Genomic DNA, 16,599 nt, shown 5'->3' on the forward strand with positions numbered 1-16,599 from the left:
TTCGTATGATTTATAAGTTATCGCTATTCAGCTCGGCATGAATCGACCGGAATTCCTCCAGCCGCGCCGGCTCTCTGCGGAAGAACTCCACGAGCGTCTCGATGCAAGTAATCGAATCCCAGCTCAAGTGATGTTCAATGCCTTCGACGTCTTTATAGATATTCTCTTCCTGTACACCGATTACAGTAAGAAACGATTCCAGCAGATGATGGCGCTCAACAAGCCGCTTGCCCATCTTCTTCCCTTTGTTCGTGAGCACGAGCCCCCGATACTTCTCATAGATCAAATAATGATCTTTATCCAGCTTCTGGATCATCTTCGTTACCGAAGAGGGATGAACCTCAAGCCCTTCAGCGATATCTGATACACGGGCGTAGCCCTTCTCATCAATCAATTTATAAATTCGTTCCAAATAATCCTCCATACTCGGAGTAGGCATTTGCTCGTTCCTCCATTCACCGTCATCCCGTACGTTAGGATTGTTCGACTAGTGCTAAATTGTGCTAACCATCACTTTACTCTTAGTATTCTACACTGCCTTCTATAGGTGCCGCAACCTGTCCGACTGAACTTTCCATGTTTGATCCTGCGCTTACACCAGCAAACTAGAGGTATGTCCAATGATCCGAAGGAGGGAGCTTCCACCTTGAGCACCACCTTACTTGAAAGACCTGCGGCTCGGAAATCCGTTCATGATTCATTCATTCCAGAGCTTGTTTATTTTGAACCTTCCGCACTTGATTATCCAAAAGGACAACGCATTATGGAATGGGTCAAGTCGCTGGATATCCCCTACCGAATGACGACTTCCCATAACCGAATCACGAACCTGCCCGGCGAATCCGAATTGGAGCAATACAAAATCGCCAAGCGCACGCTTGTTGTTGGCATTCGCAAAACATTGAAGTTCGACACTTCGAAGCCATCGGCGGAATATGCCATACCGATCGCAACAGGCTGCATGGGGCATTGCCATTATTGCTACTTGCAGACGACACTCGGTGCAAAGCCTTATATACGGGTGTATGTGAATACCGATGAAATCATGCAAGCGGCAAAAGGGTACATCGACGAGCGTATCCCCGAGATTACCCGGTTCGAGGCAGCCTGTACCTCCGACCCCGTCGGGCTTGAGCCGATAACCGGCAGTTTGCAGGAGTTGATTACCTTCATGGCCGATCAAGAATACGGCCGTCTGCGGTTTGTGACGAAGTTTCATTATGTCGATTCACTGCTCGACATTAAGCATAATGGGCATACCCGCGTTCGCTTCAGCGTGAATGCCAAGTATGTAATCAAGAACTTCGAGCCTGCCACGTCACGCTTCGAGGACCGCATTGACGCTGCCGCCAAGATCGCCCGCGCAGGCTATCCGCTCGGCTTTATTATCGCGCCGATCATCTGGCACGATGGCTGGCAGGAAGGCTATGCCGAGCTGCTCTCTTCATTGGCGACGGCATTGCCGAAGGACGCGTCAACCGGGCTTACGTTCGAGCTTATTCAGCATCGCTTCACGAAGACAGCCAAGAATGTCATCGAGAAGCGATATCCTCGCACGAAGCTTGAGATGGATATTGAGAAGCGCAAGTACAAATGGGGCCGCTGGGGGCAAGGCAAGTATGTCTACCCCGATGAACAAGCAGAAGCGCTCCGGATGTTCATCTCGGAGCGCATCTTTGAGCATTTTGAGGATGCAAAAATTGAATACTTCACTTAAAGACTCCACTTAAAAGTTCAAGGGCATTCGCTTCAGTGAAAGTTGTGCCTGCGGCCGCTGTTGATTCGGTGTCCTTGTGATAAGACTTTAAGGTTAGGACACCTCATCAAAGGCGGCACGTAGACTCTCCGGTCACAAACTTTCACTTTCGCTCACTATTGAATAAGTTCCGTTAACATTAAGATCAAGACCAATGACGAAGAACAAGACTTTTAGAACTTCAACCACTCTGGAGTGATGGAGTTTAGCCAAATTGTGATCTGAGTCATCTTGTCGGTGAACAGAAGGACGCCCATAATGAGCATGCCTGCGCCGCCGATCTTCATCATAATGCTGGAATAGCGGACGATCCATCTCGTTGAGCCGATGAAGAAGGCCAGTACGAAGAATGGAATGGCGAAGCCAAGAGCGTAAGCCGTCGTCAGCTCAAACCATGTGCCCGGCTCCGATGCGGCCATGAGCAGAATGCTCGCCAGAATCGGACCGGTACATGGCGACCAGCCTGCCGAGAAGCCGATGCCGAAGATGAACGAGGCTAGATAGCCGGAGCGTTTCATTCTTAGCGGCATTTTGAACTCACGAAGCAATAACTTAGGTTGGATCAGCCCCATCAGGATGAAGCCCATTAGAATAATTAGGACAGCGGATAATTGCCTGATCAAATCTTGATATTTGGAGAACTGCTCAGCGAACGCATTCGTTCCATAGCCAAGCGTGTAATACACGATCGAGAAACCAAGAATAAAGAACAGCGTATGGCTCATCGTCCGCATTCGCACTTCGCGGCTGGGATTCTCGCTCTTCAAATCACTGACAGAGACGCCTGTTATGTACGACAAGTACGATGGATAGAGCGGCAAGCAGCAAGGGGAAACGAATGAAGCAATCCCCGCGCCGAACGCAGCCCAAACCGTTACATCAGACATGATGTCACCTTCACTTTCAACCTGCGCTAAGTCTCCGGCGAACCGAAAGCAGCAGCAGTAAAATTACAATTAAGAGCATGACGATGGTGCCGCCTGGCGCCAAGTTCCACACGCCCGCTGCGAGCAACCCGGCAATAACAGCCAACTCCGCAATGACAACAACAGTAATAACGGACTGCCTGAAGCTCCTGGCGATTACGAGGCTGCATGCAGCAGGAATTGTAAGTAGTGCCGACACAAGGAGCGCACCTACGATTTTGATAGAAACACTAATTACGAGTGCTGTAAGCACACTAATCATAAAGTTAAAGAAACGCGTTGGCAAGCCGCTAACAGCCGCGGCATCTTCATCGAACGTAAGCAGGAACAGCTCTTTGGCATGCAAGCCTACCGATAGCAGCACAACCACCGTCACGACTCCAATCAGAACCAAATCCGTCGTATCCAGCGTATAGATACTGCCGAACAAGTAACCGCTGACACTCACGTTGAAGCCTTTTCCCATCGTGAACAGAAGCGAAGCAAGCGCTACGCCGCCTGACATGATGATCGCAATCGACAGCTCCGCATATGTCTTATACGCTTTGCGCAGCTTCTCAATGGCGAATGTAGCCGCAAGCGCGAAGATGAGCCCCATCACGACCGGATATACACCGATCAAGAACCCCAGCGCAACGCCTGCAATCGAGACGTGCGCGAGCGTATCCCCGATCATCGAAAGTCTTCGCAAGACAAGAAACAGCCCCATGAGCGGAGCCGTAATCCCAATCAGAATGCCGCCGATCAGCGCCCTCTGAAAAAATTCCGTCGTAATAATATCCAAATCCTATACGCCCACTTTCCCTCGTTCCATCGAATGGCGCAGCTCTCGCAAGCTGTGCGTTAAATTCGTCTCCACGCAATCTTCCAGATCATGCGAGTGTTTCACATAGAACTTGATTTTGCCGGATTCCTGCTTCGGCTGCTCGCCGAGGTAAGACCGAATCATCTCCATATCATGCGACACCATCAGAAACGTAATATTATGATGCTGATGCATATGCTTGATGAGATGGAAGAAGCCTTCCTGCGTCTCCGAGTCGATGCCGACGGTCGGCTCATCGAGAATGAGCAGCGCCGGATTGTTGATTAGCGCCCGGGCGAGAAAAGCCCGCTGCTGCTGCCCGCCGGACAATTCTCCAATCCGCTTGCCCGCTAAATCCTCGATCTTCATCGCGTGAAGCGCCTCGTCGCACTTGATGCCGTCCGCCTTCGTCACGCGCTTGAACAGCTTGTTGCGGCTGTACAGACCGGAGAGAACAACCTCGCGGACGGTCGCTGGAAACAACGGATTGAACGAGTTTTTCTGTGGGACGTATCCGATCAAATTCCAGCTGCGGAACTGCTCGATCGGCTCGCCGAACAGCTTAACTGTACCGCTTGTTGGCGGCAGCAAGCCGACGATCATACGAAGCAGAGTCGTCTTGCCGGCTCCGTTCGATCCGATCAAACCGACAAAGTCCCGCTCCTGCACCGTGAAATTGACGTGATTGACAACCGGCTTCTGGTTATAAGCGAAAGATACATTTTCCAGCTCGATGATTGACTTGTGGCAGTTCAAGGATGTGGAATCTTGCTGTTTGTGGAGCATCCGTTTTTTCCTTCTTTCTATTGTAAGGCTTGGACTAGATTTTGCAAATTCGCTCTCATGAGAGAGAAGTAGTCTTCACCCTTCTTCTCCTGCTCCGGAGTCAGCCCTTCAAGCGGGTTCAGCACCATCGTGCTTACGCCTGCTTCATTCGCAAGCGTCTTCGCGAGTTCATCGGATACAAGCTCTTCGAAGAAAATATATTTGACACCGTTATCCTTCACGAACTTCGTAATGCGGAGCAAATCCTGCGCCTTCGGCTCTGCATCAGGCGACAACCCCATTATAGCCACTTGTTTCAGTCCATAATCCCTTGCGAGATAGCCGAACGCTTGATGGGATGTAACGATATCCTTACGAGTAGTCTTTGAAAGAGCGTCCGTATATTCCTGATCCAATACTTTAAGCTGCTGCTCGAGCTTGTCATAGTTTGCAGTATAAACATCTTTATGTGCGGGATCAGCTTTCAAGAAGTTCTTCAGCACCGTGTCAGCCATAATCATCATCGACTTCGGGCTCACCCATGTGTGCGGATCTACATGCTTCGCATCCGCGGAGTCTTCACCTTCTTCGGGATTACCGGAGATCTTGTTGATCCCTTGGCTTACTTCAACGGTAATCAGCTTCGAATCGCTAGGCAATCCTTGCAGAAAGTCATCCACCCAGCCTTCAAGTCCTGCTCCGTTATAGAGGAACAGCTGCGCTTTCGCGGCTGTATCCAGGTCGCGGCTCTTCGGACTCCAATCATGCGGCTCTACGCCAGCCGGAATCATATTAATTACATTCGCGCTCTCTCCACCTATCTGTTGAGCTAAAAAATAGAGTGGATAGAAACTTGTAACGACATTCGTTTTGCCTTCTACGAGTTTTCCTTTCCCGGAAGACGCGCAGCCGGTGAGCATAACAATGAAAAAAGCCAGCATCGCGGCTGACAGGGCGAATTTGCCTATAGAACGCTGAATAAACATGAACCTTAGCACCTCTATCTATCATATTGATAATCGTAAAGATTACAATTAGATTATATAGACTGAAAAATACAGTGTCAATATGAAACCGCCGGAGCATTAAGCCCCGGCGGCGTACGTTCATGCTTATTTCACAATTGCGCCATTCGGCATATCTTCAGGTACAGTTGCAAGCGTCAGCTGATCGCCGTGTGATGCGGCAAGGATCATGCCTTGCGACATTTCGCCGCGCAGCTTCACTGGCTTGAGGTTCACCACGCAGATCACCTTGCGTCCTACGAGCTGCTCCGGCGTATAGAACTTCGCGATGCCGGATACGACTTGGCGCTGCTCGAAGCCAAGGTCAAGTTGCAGCTTCAGCAGCTTGTCGGCTTTCGGTATCGGCTCTGCCGCCAGCACTTGCGCGACGCGAAGCTCCACCTTCATAAACTCGTCGATGGAGATTTCCTCCTTCGTCTCTGGAGCTGCTTGTGCTGCTGCAGGAGCCGCTGGCGCTGCCTCTGCTTGCTCTGCTGCCGGGGCAGCAGCCTCTGCCGCTTCTGCTGCCACAGCTGCGCCTCCGCCCATCGACACAGCGATGAACTCTGTCTCAAGCGGTACATCCAGACGCGGGAAGATCGGGTCGCCCTTCGTCACTTTCGTGCCGCCAGGCAATTGGCCGAACTGCTTCGTGCTTTCCCAAGCCGTCAGCGCGCCATCTTCAATGCCGAGCTGCTTCCGAATCTTCTGCGGCGCATTCGTGAGGAACGGTTGCAGCAGAATGGAGATAATGCGCAGCGATTCCGCCAGATGGTGCATAACGGAAGCGAGTTCTCCGCGTTTCTCTTCGCTCTTCGCAAGCGCCCAAGGCTGCGTTTCATCGATATATTTGTTCGTGCGGCTTACTAGTTGCCAGATCGAAGTGAGTGCTACGGAGAATTCCATCTTCTCCATTGCCGCTTCCACTTGCTCGATCGTGCTTGTAGCCAGCTTCGAGAGAGTCTCGTCGAATGCCGTAACATTGCCATCATACGCAGGAATATCTCCGCCGAAATACTTGTCGATCATCGCAACCGTACGGTTCAGCAGATTGCCAAGGTCGTTCGCCAGATCGAAGTTGATCCGCTCTACGAAGTTCTCTGGCGTGAACGTACCGTCAGCGCCGAACGGCACTTCGCGAAGAAGGTAATAACGCAGCGCATCCAGTCCGTAACGGTCGATCAGCGTAACCGGATCAACGACGTTGCCTTTGGACTTGGACATTTTGCCATCCTTCATGAGCAGCCAGCCATGCGCGAACACTTTCTTCGGCAGCGGCAGGCCAAGCGCCATCAGCATGATTGGCCAGTAGATCGTATGGAAGCGAACGATTTCTTTGCCCACCAGATGTACATCAGCTGGCCAGAATTGATCGTACTTGCTTGTATCGCCCGAACCGTAGCCAAGCGCCGTGATGTAGTTCGACAACGCGTCGATCCATACGTACACGACATGCTTCGGATCGCCCTTGACCTTCACGCCCCAATCGAACGTTGTACGGGAAACAGCAAGATCCTCAAGACCCGGCTTAATGAAGTTGTTGACCATCTCGTTCTTGCGGGATTCCGGCTGGATGAACTCCGGATTCTCCTCGTAGAACTGCAGCAGGCGATCCGCATATTTGCTCATCCGGAAGAAGTAGCTCTCTTCCTTGACGAGTTCAACCGGGCGTCCGCAATCCGGACAATGGCCGTTCACGAGCTGGCGCTCCAAGAAGAACGATTCGCATGGCGTACAATACAAGCCTTCGTAGTTTCCTTTATAGATGTCCCCTTGCTGAAGCAATTGATCGAAGATTTGCTCCACCACTTCTTTATGGCGGGGCTCCGTCGTGCGGATGAAGTCGTCGTTCGAGATATCGAGCTTCTTCCACAATTCCTTGATACCGACAACAATATCGTCAACGAACTGCTGCGGCGTCTGTCCCTTCTCTTGCGCCTTGCGCTCAATCTTCTGACCGTGCTCATCCGTACCGGTCAAATACCATACATCATAGCCGCGCAGACGCTTGTAGCGCGCCATTGCATCGCCGGCAACCGTCGTATACGCATGGCCGATATGCAGTTTATCGCTTGGATAATAGATCGGCGTCGTAATATAAAAGGCTGGTTTCTTCTCGCTCATTGGTCATTTCTCCTTAACTATTGTCTGTAAAAAAACAAAAAAAGCCTCATCCTCATATGGGACGAAAGCTTGTCGCTTACGCGGTACCACCCAATTTCCTCTCTCAAGAGCCGCTCGCCAGTCATGGCATAACGTCCCTAAGAAAGCTTCATTAGGTCCATCCGAAAATACGAATGAACGTTACGACCGTTAACGGTGTCAGCCGCCGCGCCCTTGCATCAGCCTGATGACGACTGACTGCTCGAACACGAATTCTCCGGGACCATTTTCCAAAAGCTGCGCCTTGCCGGTTTCCAGCTACCCCGGCTCTCTGGTAAGGCCATTACTTCTGTACTTATCCGTTCATCGAATGATGGTATTGGTAAATCGTTCTCTTGCGATCAACTATACCGAATCCTCCGCAGCGCTGTCAAGGGCGGCAGATGCCCGTCGCTGCTGCATTTCCTTGCGTGTCGGTGGGACAAAATCTACTCCCCCGGGATGAAACGGATGACAGCGGCTAATCCGTCTGACAGCAAGCCAGCTGCCCTTAAGCGGCCCATGCTTGTCGATCGCTTCGAGCGCGTACTCCGAGCAGGTAGGATAAAACCGGCATGTCGGCGGCTTAAGCGGCGATATAAACTTGCGATAAACATGAATCGGCGCTTTGATAACACGACGCATGACGGGTCACCTCCTCTCATAACTATAGTCGAAAATTCGGCATAACGCCAATTCATTAGAGCAGACTATGATCACACGACATCCTACTTGTCGCAATTTTGTAGTTTTTTTGTCATGGAAATGGATTATGAAGCGTTTTCTATTGTGTTACGGTATGGACATGTCGCATAATTAGAGAATGAAAAACTGTGATCACGCGACATGGGTCACGAAAAAACCGCTATTCTGGGAGGAATACATTAATGATTCGCGTAGCAATGCTTAGCTATTGGCATGTTCATGCCTGGGACTACACTCGTAACGTACAAGACAATCCAAACACAGAGATCGTAGCCGTATGGGATGAGATCCCTGCCCGCGGTCAAGCTGATGCAGAGAAGCTTGGCGTACCTTTCATCGCAGACCTTGACGAGCTTCTCGCTCGCACTGACATCGATGCAGTTGTTGTTGACACACCAACAAATATTCACCGTGATGTAATGGTTAAGGCTGCTCGCGCTGGCAAGCACATCTTCACTGAGAAGGTTGTAGCGCCTACAAACGCAGAAGTTAACGAAATTCTTGCTGCTATTAAGGAAGCAGGCGTGAAGTTCACTGTATCCCTGCCGCGCCTTAATGATAACTATACGCTTGCAGCTCAAGAAGTATTGGCTAAAGGCTACCTCGGCCAATTGACGCAAGCTCGCGTTCGCCTGTCCCACAATGGCGCAACTGCTGGCTGGTTGCCAGAGCACTTCTACAACCTGGAGCAATGCGGCGGCGGCGCGCTGATCGATCTTGGCTGCCACCCAATGTACCTTACTCGCCTGTTCCTAGGCATGCCGCAAAGCCTGAACGCGATTTATGGCTATGTAACTGGCAAGGATGTTGAAGATAACGCAGTAGCTACTCTTCGCTACGAGAATGGCGCATTCGGCGTCGTAGAAGCTGGCTTCGTGAACCCTAACTCGCCGTTCTGCTTCGAAGTACACGGCACAGAAGGCACAATGATCTACGGCTTCGAATCCGATGAAGTACTCGTTCGCAGCAGCCAATTGAAAGGCAACGAGTGGGTTAAGATCGAGAAACCGGATCACCGCGAAATCGCCTTCAACCAATTCGTAGGCCACATCTTGAACAACACAGAAGCGACTGAGAACGTTGGCCTTGCAGCTGACCTCACGAAGCTGATGGAAGCAGCGAACATCTCGAACAAAGAGCGTCGCGAAGTTACGATCGCTGAACTGAAGAACTAATAGATTTCATGATGAAGGAGAGGTGGTACATGCATGGCTAAACCGTTTGCTTACTCATTGATGGCTGAACGCGGCGACGCAATCGACAGGCTCGATATCCAGTTCCGCTGGGGCGGCTATGGCTTTCGCGTATTGCGATGCCACCTCGCCACCTTCTCTCCTGGCAAAATCGTACGGTTTCACAAGCACTCGGAGTATGAGTTTCATTTTATTCCTCGGGGCAAGGGAACCGTCATTATGGAAGACACCGTCTATCCTCTACACGAGGGTCTCTTCTACTTAACAGGACCGAACGTCCTGCATCAGCAAGAAGCGGACTCGCGGGAAGCGATGGATGAACTCTGTCTCCATATTGACATCGTACCGATTAAAGAAAGCGAGGAAGAAGCAGCCTGGGGCGACCCATGGGAGCGTCATGAAGCAGAAAGCTGCATGAATGCGCTCAATGGCTTGCCGCTACGACCGCATGTCGATCAATATAATGCGATGTCGTGGTTTCTAACCGCCTATCGTGCTTGGAACGAGGGACAACCAGGGGCATTCTCGACCATCAAGCAGGCCATTATACAAATCTTGCTGCGTGCATCACGCATGTCTTCAGAGCCTAGCCTCACCTTTGAGCCGCCGTCCCGCAATATGAACGAGCATCGGTTTCGGATTGCGACGCAATTCATTCACGATAACTACGCTCAGCCGTTAACGCTTCAGGAAGTTGCCGAGCGCATTCCGATCAGTGCCCGTCAACTACAGCGGATCTTCCGCGAGCAGGGCGAAGAATCATTCAGCGCTTATCTGGAGAATTATCGCCTGTCGCAGGTATGCTCCGCCATTATTGAAGGCCAGCATTCAATTGAGCATATTGCCCTTGAGCATGGGTTCGCCAGCAGTAATTATTTGTACTATGTGTTCAAGAAACGCTTCAACATGACACCTAGGCAGTTCCGCATCCAGCACACGTCTTAATCCAAGTCGACCATTTAAGAGGAGATGACTCAAATTGGCAAAGCCTATTCGCATTGGTATTATCGGTAGCGGCGGTATCGCCCACGCGCATGTTCGTCAGTACAAACAAATTGCAGACGTGGAAATCGTTGCCGTGGCAGACGTTATCCCAGGCAAAGCGCAACAATTCGTGGAATCGCTTTCACTTCCAGATGCACAAGCATTTGACAGCCATCGCGCAATGCTTGAGCTCGATCTTGACGGCGTCAGCATCTGTACGCCGAACGTGTCCCATCACGTGACGACTGTTGACGCGCTCCGCGCTGGCAAACAGGTATTGCTGGAGAAGCCTATGTCCGTTACGCTTGACGAAGCAGTCGACATGGTACAAGCTTCCAAGGAAACGGGCAAAATGCTTACAATCGGTTTCCAACCTCGCTATGACCCGAACATGAAGCTTGTTGGGGACATCGTTCAATCCGGCAAACTCGGCAAAGTGTACTATGTTGAAACAGGCGGCGGCCGCAGACGCGGTATGCCAGGCGGCACATTCATTAGCAAAGCGCTTGCAGGCGCTGGCGCAATGGCTGATATCGGCTGCTACTCGCTCGACATGGCACTCAATGCACTTGGCTACCCTCGTCCATTGACAGTTTCCGCATTCACGAGCAACCATTTCGGCACGAACCCGATCCATCATTCGCAAGCAAGCCAGTTTGAAGTAGAAGACTTCGGCGTAGCGCTCGTTCGCTTCGAGAATGATCTCGTGCTTCAATTCAAGATTTCGTGGGCAATGCATATGGATACGCTCGGCTCGACCATGTTCCTTGGCTCTGAGGCTGGCCTGAAAGTAAATCCTTTCGGCAAAGGCAACTGGTCTGGTGTATGGGACGGCAAAGTCGGCGACATCACGCTCTTCCATGACTTCATGGGTCAGCAAACTTCCACGCCGGTTCCAGGTATCGAACACAATAAAGATCTGTTCTTCGAAAAAGTGCGCGACTTCGTCGATGCGGTTCGCGAAGGACGTCCAGCACCAATTCCAGGCGAGCAAATCTTGATCCAACAAGCAATCATCGACGGTGTTCTCCGTTCGGCAGAACAACGCCGTGAAGTTGAAATCAAGCTGCCTTATTAATACTTATTGATCACATCCAGCAATTCATAGAGAAGGCCTTCATCAGCCGTTCTGCTCGAGCATATCGAGCAGAGCAATCGGCGATGAAGGCCTTTTTATCGTTACTAACATGCCTATTTCATTTACTAGATTACCAGCGTTCCCCAGGCAGCGGAAGGAACATCATAGCGAGCGGAAGATTGCTTCCGGCAGACAAAGTGAACACGATTTCAACCGATTCTTCGCTATCGCCTGTACGGTAGAGCACCGCCGCTTCCTTGTTATCTTTCAATATGCTGGAATTGGTTACAGGAACAACCTGCCCGTTAACCATAAAGGCGCCCGTGTAATAACCGCCTCTCGGATTAAGCGCGATAAGGGTATGCGGCGCTACATGCGGCAGACTCAGCCGATATAACACGCCGAAATTACCGATGTTGTATTCCAGGTTGCCTGTCGTATCGTCAATACCGTCCAAATACGTATCCATCGTCTTATCGCCAAGCTTGATATACTGCGCAGTATTGCCTAGTATATCCGGTATTTCGATCGAACGGTCAGCTTTATTGAACGTACCGCGAACATGTTTGCCGTCACGCGGCAGCTGCGACAAATTCGGCAGCTCTGTAAACACATTCTTATTCGATCCGACAACGACGATCTTGAACTGCAGTTCCTTATCGGCGTAAAGATCCGCATAGGTCGTAAGAACATCGAGCGGCTTCATTGCAATCTTGGACAGCTCGGGCAGCACTTCCTTCGTCTCTCCCGGCTTTATGGTCATCCATCTTGGTGATGGATTATTCACGAGAGATTGAAGGTAACGGATCGTCGACATCTTCGCCGTATTCTCTACATACGGGTCAGGTCCGCCAAGCCCGATCGAGCTTGTGCCCAGATTAACAGGTACGCTGTTATTGTTCGTTGCGAGCAGATACATTTTGACCGGATAATTGATTCGGCTTACATGATGGAACAAGAACCGCACTTGTCCTGTCAGCTGCGTCTGATACACGATGCCTTCTTGAAGCAGCGCTTCAGGGCTGTTGCTGCGGACCATCTGGGATTGCTCCGAGTGGAAGGTGTACGGCAATAAAGACATACCCAGCATGGCGCCGCTGTCAATTGGGAACTTCTCCCCAACTGGCGTGAACAACCTGTAGTACTCGTCCTTCGTATACAGCACTTCGCTCGTTACCGTTACCGTCTTCGTGACCGAGTGCACTAAGCCGTGCTTGTCCTCAACCTCAAGCGTTACCTGCTTATCGCCAGGTTCGAAGAACACTTTGTCATTCCCTGTCCATGTCCGGCGAACAATCGCATTCTCATCATCGGTACTCAAATCGGTGTAGAGCACTTCTTCGCCAATGCGGTAAGTCGCCTTCTCTGTCGTAAAGTTCGCTACTGGCGCTTGGTTTGCAGGCTTAACAGTAATCGTCACCGAGTACGGATCGCTCCAAATGCCGTTAATATCTTCAACCTGTCTAGTAATCGTATAAGTTCCTGGTTCAGGGAATACATCCATCCGTCCATTCCAGCGGTCTTCGACGAACGGTGCATCCGCGGGATTGTAAGAACGGTCAATATAACTGACTGTCGTTTGTCCCGCGTAAATCTCTGCAGGCTGCACGGCAAAGTTCGCTTTCGGCTGCTGCGGCAAGATGACCGTATTCCATGATAGGTTTATCGTCTTGCCTACTACCTCGATTGCGCTATCTGTCACGTTCCCCCATGAACGAAGCGGCACCATAAGTGAACCGTTCAAGATATAAGGGGCTCCAGTCAGCTTCACATTATAGCCATCTACATTCGCGACCGCACTGTTTAGCTTGAATTTCAACGTATGCAGCGCACCTGTTGCAATCGATTCTTTCGTCTGTGCATGATACGAAATCTTGTAACCATATTCCGCGGCCACCGAGGCGAATGGAATAAACGAAACTCCATTAATCGCCGTAACCGGCTGAGCTGTCTTGGTATATGAGCCATTATGCTTCATATTCTTGCTTCCAATTGTCAGTGTCAGCTTATCTGAATAACCAAGTGCCGACGCTGTTCCACCGGTAGCAACAAAAGGCATAACTAAGAATGATAGAATGAGCAACCACTTCAAAAATTTCATTATGCGTCTCCTTTTCCTCCACTGTTGCAGCTTTGTATGTCACAGTTAAACGCTGTTGACACTGAAAAAGTTGCGAAAGTTGACAAAGAGACACGTATTCGACACATCTGCTAGATGATTATTTATCCGTTAACTCGCATATTCACAAGGAAAAATGATGCCATGACGATGAACGAAATAATGGTGCAAAGCCCAATAATCACGCGGATTTTGCGCATTCGCGACAACTTCTGCTCGTCATTCTCGTGTCGCGCTTGCGAGACGGAACGATGAATAAATAAATAAACGATTGCTAGTGTTACAAAAACCATATTCGCAAGAAACCATAATTGCTGCCACATATTTGTTTGACCTCTCCTAACATCTGTTTCCTTGTACTAGAGATGACTCTAACGGAATCAGCGGCGGATTGCAAACATGTGCTATAATGGGGCAAATAAAGGTTTGTCTTGAACGCCGAAAGGAATGAATTTCGTACAATGACGACACAAGCTGCTACAGAACAGATCCGCACTTTCAACGGTTTTACAGCGGATGACTTTGACGTATTTGCCGTTCCAGGCCTTGAAGCGCGGATGGAGGCATTAATCGAACATATTCGCCCCAAGCTGAATGAGCTTGGCGAGCTGCTTTCTCCTTGGCTAACGGAACTGTGTGGAGAACCGATGTTCCCGCATGTTGCCAAACACGCGCGCAGAACGATTAATCCGCCGAACGATACGTGGATCGCTTTCGCGCCAGGCAAGCGCGGTTACAAAATGTTCCCGCATTTCCAAATCGGCCTGTTCGGCTCCCATCTATTCGTCCAATTCGCGATTATTTATGAATCAGACAATAAATCAGTGTTCGCTGATCATGCGCTCGCGCAAATGGATGACATTATGAAGCATATTCCTGCTGACTATGTGTGGTCAGGCAATCATATGGTCCCAGGCGGCGATACGCAAGGCGAGCTCGGCCGTGACGGGCTAGCGCCGCTGCTGCAGCGGCTCCGCTCGGTGAAAGCATCCGAGGCGCTCTGCGGCATTATCATCGACCGCAATGACCCTCTCCTGAAGGACGGCGAAGCTTTCCTCCTGAAAGTGAAAGAAACGTTCCAAACTGTACTCCCGCTCTACAAAATGTCTTTCTAATCCGAATAAGGGCTGCCTCTACCGACAATCAAGTCGATATGGGCAGCCCTTACTTATTCAACCGGTCATGGTGCCGATATTGTTCTCGCTCGTTCCCGGAATTGCTGCGGCGATTTCATCGTCCACCTTCGGAACTGACGGCTGAAGCTGCTTAGCGACGTGAAGCCAAGCTTGTCGCCAATCTCGCCTGCGGACGCATTCGAATGCAGAAGCAGCTCTTCCGCTGCCCGCTGCTTCATGAGGCTTAGGAAATGTTTTGGCGCGATGCCGTAGACTTTCTTGAACACTTCATTGCAGTGGCTGCGGCTTATGAAATGCTGCTGCGCGATTTCGTTAATCGTCACCGCTGAATAGACCGCTTCAAGCAGCTTCTGCTGAATCCCGTGCGCGAGCTCCACTTCAGCAGCATGCAGCTTCTTGCGACCGAGCTGCTGCCTCTCAGCGTTTCGCCTCTCATCATCAACAATCACCGTCTCAAGCGCGGTAACGACAATCTGCTGCACAGCCAGCATGAAGGTTTGCCTAGCAATCGAAGGCAGACGGTCAATGATTAATCTCCCACCTACCCGCTCACGGTGGGCCGTATCATTCAGTGCCAGCATCTCAAACAAACTAGCGATTAGTAATTGAAGCAGTTCCTTGCTATAGGGTAAATGGGCAAAATGCAGCTCCTTGAGCGCATTCGTCAGCTCCGCATCATCGATGCCAAAGTGCACCGAGAAATAGGCAAATGGCTGAGAGGATTCGTTAATGGTGCTATGCTTCACCCCCGGGCCGATGAATAGCCAATCTCCCTGATGCAGCACAACAGATTCGCCGTGAATCCATTCGTTAATTTGACCATAGGCGCAGTGCAGCAGCTCATAGCCGCTATGCTCGTGCAGCTGATAGGACCAGCCCGCCTCAACCTCTTGAAAGTGGCAGTCATACAGCGCGGTCAAACTTCTCATCGCATGAAACTGAAACGGGATGTTCGCCTCCATCTTCCCTCTCTCCTTCGTTTTGATCAACTCATATGCCGATTTTGCGCTCTCCTATCCTCATAGTAACGACAAAAGGTCAAATCGGAAAGCGTTTTCGCTAAAGCCCCTTCCGCATACTCCGCGCTACAATGAAGCTATCAAGTAAAGCGAAGGAGCGAAGCTCTCATGCAAGTGCGACTTTCCGATGAACAATTAACGTTCTATAGGCAGCATCACTATATCGTCCTGCGACAGGTTGTACCGCGGCAAGCGCTTGACCGTGCCGAGCATATCATTAGCAAATGGGTCGATGAGCTCGTCGACTCATGGTACGATCAGCAACTCATTACAGACAAGCGTAATGAGCTCGATTTCCAGCATCGGCTCGTAGAGCTATGGAGCGATGCCGGAAAGCCCAAATATGGCCGGAGTCCACGACGCGATCTCATTGGCGAGCCGATGTATCACTTTCTGAAGGAACCTGTGCTCGTCGATATTGCCAGCCAGCTGCTGAAAACGGAGGATGTCTCCGTTCACGGTATCTTCAACGCACGGCCAAAGCTTCCGGATCAGAAGTGGACGGATACCCCTTGGCATCAAGATGCGCAATATTATCGCGATGCTGAACATACGCATGTTGTCTCCATGTGGATGCCGCTGCAGCGCGTTACCGAGCATAACAGCTGCCTGCAAGTGGCGTCCGGATTCTTCGACACCACGCTGCTGCATGGCGAGATTGACGCCGAGACCGATTTTCTCGGCCTGAAACGCGAGGACGCAAGCAAGCTGACCGGCCTCTCCATCGAGATGGATCCCGGCGATGTGCTGTGCTTCACGCAGCTGCTCCCCCACCGCGCTCTGCCGAACCGCTCGGATGCTGTGCGCTGGTCGATGGACATTCGGTATGAAGCGACCGCTGTCGCCACAGAGAGCGGCATGAAGCAAGGCTTCATCGCACGTAGTCCGCATAATCCCCAGCTGGAAACGAGCTGTGAAGAGTGGCTTGCGAAGTGGGTATCTATCCCTGCAGGCAGCTATTAAAAAA

The 16,599-nt window shown here is 50.8% G+C and carries 16 protein-coding genes; 6 read left to right on the top strand and 10 right to left on the bottom strand.

Annotated features, from left to right (window positions below; translation table 11 throughout):
* Positions 1 to 10: 10 nt before the first annotated feature.
* Complete coding sequence (gene mntR / locus AC0YNX_RS11990) at positions 11 to 439, bottom strand: transcriptional regulator MntR (protein ID WP_475815901.1); 429 nt, start codon at positions 437 to 439, stop codon at positions 11 to 13.
* Between the two features lie 174 nt (positions 440 to 613).
* Between mntR and splB the strand changes: the two genes are divergently transcribed.
* Complete coding sequence (gene splB / locus AC0YNX_RS11995) at positions 614 to 1,717, top strand: spore photoproduct lyase (RefSeq protein WP_475815902.1); 1,104 nt, start codon at positions 614 to 616, stop codon at positions 1,715 to 1,717.
* A 212-nt stretch (positions 1,718 to 1,929) separates the two neighbouring features.
* On the opposite strand, the gene AC0YNX_RS12000 is transcribed toward splB, so the two are convergent.
* From AC0YNX_RS12000 to yidD, 6 genes are all read right to left on the bottom strand, one after another.
* The gene (locus AC0YNX_RS12000; protein ID WP_475815903.1) at positions 1,930 to 2,643 is read right to left on the bottom strand and encodes a cytochrome c biogenesis CcdA family protein; all 714 of its coding nucleotides are present in this window, start codon (positions 2,641 to 2,643) and stop codon (positions 1,930 to 1,932) included.
* A 16-nt stretch (positions 2,644 to 2,659) separates the two neighbouring features.
* The gene (locus AC0YNX_RS12005; protein WP_475815904.1) at positions 2,660 to 3,466 is read right to left on the bottom strand and encodes a metal ABC transporter permease; all 807 of its coding nucleotides are present in this window, start codon (positions 3,464 to 3,466) and stop codon (positions 2,660 to 2,662) included.
* 3 nt (positions 3,467 to 3,469) lie between these two features.
* Entirely contained in the window at positions 3,470 to 4,273 is an 804-nt protein-coding gene (locus tag AC0YNX_RS12010) for a metal ABC transporter ATP-binding protein (protein WP_475815905.1), read from the bottom strand.
* Positions 4,274 to 4,290: 17 nt separating this feature from the next.
* Positions 4,291 to 5,238, bottom strand: a complete 948-nt coding sequence (locus tag AC0YNX_RS12015; protein ID WP_475815906.1) for a metal ABC transporter substrate-binding protein — start codon at positions 5,236 to 5,238, stop codon at positions 4,291 to 4,293.
* A 126-nt stretch (positions 5,239 to 5,364) separates the two neighbouring features.
* Positions 5,365 to 7,380, bottom strand: coding sequence for a methionine--tRNA ligase (gene metG / locus AC0YNX_RS12020; RefSeq protein ID WP_475815907.1), 2,016 nt, complete (start codon positions 7,378 to 7,380; stop codon positions 5,365 to 5,367).
* Positions 7,381 to 7,764: 384 nt separating this feature from the next.
* Positions 7,765 to 8,043, bottom strand: coding sequence for a membrane protein insertion efficiency factor YidD (yidD, locus tag AC0YNX_RS12025; RefSeq protein ID WP_475815908.1), 279 nt, complete (start codon positions 8,041 to 8,043; stop codon positions 7,765 to 7,767).
* Positions 8,044 to 8,285: 242 nt separating this feature from the next.
* Here yidD and AC0YNX_RS12030 point away from each other — a divergent pair, with 242 nt between their 5' ends.
* The 3 genes from AC0YNX_RS12030 to AC0YNX_RS12040 are packed head-to-tail and all read left to right on the top strand — an operon-like array spanning position 8,286 to position 11,358.
* Positions 8,286 to 9,278, top strand: coding sequence for a Gfo/Idh/MocA family protein (locus AC0YNX_RS12030; protein WP_475815909.1), 993 nt, complete (start codon positions 8,286 to 8,288; stop codon positions 9,276 to 9,278).
* 33 nt (positions 9,279 to 9,311) lie between these two features.
* Complete coding sequence (locus AC0YNX_RS12035; RefSeq protein ID WP_475815910.1) at positions 9,312 to 10,241, top strand: AraC family transcriptional regulator; 930 nt, start codon at positions 9,312 to 9,314, stop codon at positions 10,239 to 10,241.
* A gap of 34 nt (positions 10,242 to 10,275) precedes the next feature.
* Positions 10,276 to 11,358 (top strand): Gfo/Idh/MocA family protein, encoded by a 1,083-nt coding sequence (locus AC0YNX_RS12040; protein ID WP_475815911.1) that lies wholly within the window; start codon positions 10,276 to 10,278, stop codon positions 11,356 to 11,358.
* A 130-nt stretch (positions 11,359 to 11,488) separates the two neighbouring features.
* On the opposite strand, the gene AC0YNX_RS12045 is transcribed toward AC0YNX_RS12040, so the two are convergent.
* Both AC0YNX_RS12045 and AC0YNX_RS12050 read right to left on the bottom strand, forming a co-directional pair.
* Positions 11,489 to 13,459, bottom strand: coding sequence for a stalk domain-containing protein (locus AC0YNX_RS12045; RefSeq protein ID WP_475815912.1), 1,971 nt, complete (start codon positions 13,457 to 13,459; stop codon positions 11,489 to 11,491).
* 122 nt (positions 13,460 to 13,581) lie between these two features.
* Complete coding sequence (locus tag AC0YNX_RS12050) at positions 13,582 to 13,800, bottom strand: hypothetical protein (protein WP_475815913.1); 219 nt, start codon at positions 13,798 to 13,800, stop codon at positions 13,582 to 13,584.
* 138 nt (positions 13,801 to 13,938) lie between these two features.
* Between AC0YNX_RS12050 and AC0YNX_RS12055 the strand changes: the two genes are divergently transcribed.
* Positions 13,939 to 14,592: a YktB family protein gene (locus tag AC0YNX_RS12055; protein WP_475815914.1), complete on the top strand. Its 654-nt coding sequence runs from the start codon at positions 13,939 to 13,941 to the stop codon at positions 14,590 to 14,592.
* Positions 14,593 to 14,657: 65 nt separating this feature from the next.
* Here AC0YNX_RS12055 and AC0YNX_RS12060 read toward each other — a convergent pair whose 3' ends face one another.
* Entirely contained in the window at positions 14,658 to 15,575 is a 918-nt protein-coding gene (locus tag AC0YNX_RS12060) for a helix-turn-helix domain-containing protein (RefSeq protein ID WP_475815915.1), read from the bottom strand.
* A gap of 165 nt (positions 15,576 to 15,740) precedes the next feature.
* Here AC0YNX_RS12060 and AC0YNX_RS12065 point away from each other — a divergent pair, with 165 nt between their 5' ends.
* On the top strand, positions 15,741 to 16,595 hold the full coding sequence (locus AC0YNX_RS12065) for a phytanoyl-CoA dioxygenase family protein (RefSeq protein WP_475815916.1): 855 nt from the start codon (positions 15,741 to 15,743) through the stop codon (positions 16,593 to 16,595).
* The last annotated feature ends 4 nt before the right edge of the window (positions 16,596 to 16,599 follow it).

This window comes from Paenibacillus sp. J31R98, from assembly GCF_056269245.1.

Bases quoted from the DNA above. Each gene is read 5' to 3' on its own strand.
- AC0YNX_RS12050 (WP_475815913.1), bottom strand. From the start codon at position 13,800: ATGTGGCAGCAATTATGGTTTCTTGCGAATATGGTTTTTGTAACACTA.
- metG (WP_475815907.1), bottom strand. From the start codon at position 7,380: ATGAGCGAGAAGAAACCAGCCTTTTATATTACGACGCCGATCTATTAT.
- mntR (WP_475815901.1), bottom strand. From the start codon at position 439: ATGCCTACTCCGAGTATGGAGGATTATTTGGAACGAATTTATAAATTG.
- AC0YNX_RS12010 (WP_475815905.1), bottom strand. From the start codon at position 4,273: ATGCTCCACAAACAGCAAGATTCCACATCCTTGAACTGCCACAAGTCA.
- splB (WP_475815902.1), top strand. From the start codon at position 614: ATGTCCAATGATCCGAAGGAGGGAGCTTCCACCTTGAGCACCACCTTA.
- yidD (WP_475815908.1), bottom strand. From the start codon at position 8,043: ATGCGTCGTGTTATCAAAGCGCCGATTCATGTTTATCGCAAGTTTATA.
- AC0YNX_RS12000 (WP_475815903.1), bottom strand. From the start codon at position 2,643: ATGTCTGATGTAACGGTTTGGGCTGCGTTCGGCGCGGGGATTGCTTCA.
- AC0YNX_RS12045 (WP_475815912.1), bottom strand. From the start codon at position 13,459: ATGAAATTTTTGAAGTGGTTGCTCATTCTATCATTCTTAGTTATGCCT.
- AC0YNX_RS12065 (WP_475815916.1), top strand. From the start codon at position 15,741: ATGCAAGTGCGACTTTCCGATGAACAATTAACGTTCTATAGGCAGCAT.
- AC0YNX_RS12030 (WP_475815909.1), top strand. From the start codon at position 8,286: ATGATTCGCGTAGCAATGCTTAGCTATTGGCATGTTCATGCCTGGGAC.
- AC0YNX_RS12035 (WP_475815910.1), top strand. From the start codon at position 9,312: ATGGCTAAACCGTTTGCTTACTCATTGATGGCTGAACGCGGCGACGCA.
- AC0YNX_RS12015 (WP_475815906.1), bottom strand. From the start codon at position 5,238: ATGTTTATTCAGCGTTCTATAGGCAAATTCGCCCTGTCAGCCGCGATG.
- AC0YNX_RS12060 (WP_475815915.1), bottom strand. From the start codon at position 15,575: ATGGAGGCGAACATCCCGTTTCAGTTTCATGCGATGAGAAGTTTGACC.
- AC0YNX_RS12055 (WP_475815914.1), top strand. From the start codon at position 13,939: ATGACGACACAAGCTGCTACAGAACAGATCCGCACTTTCAACGGTTTT.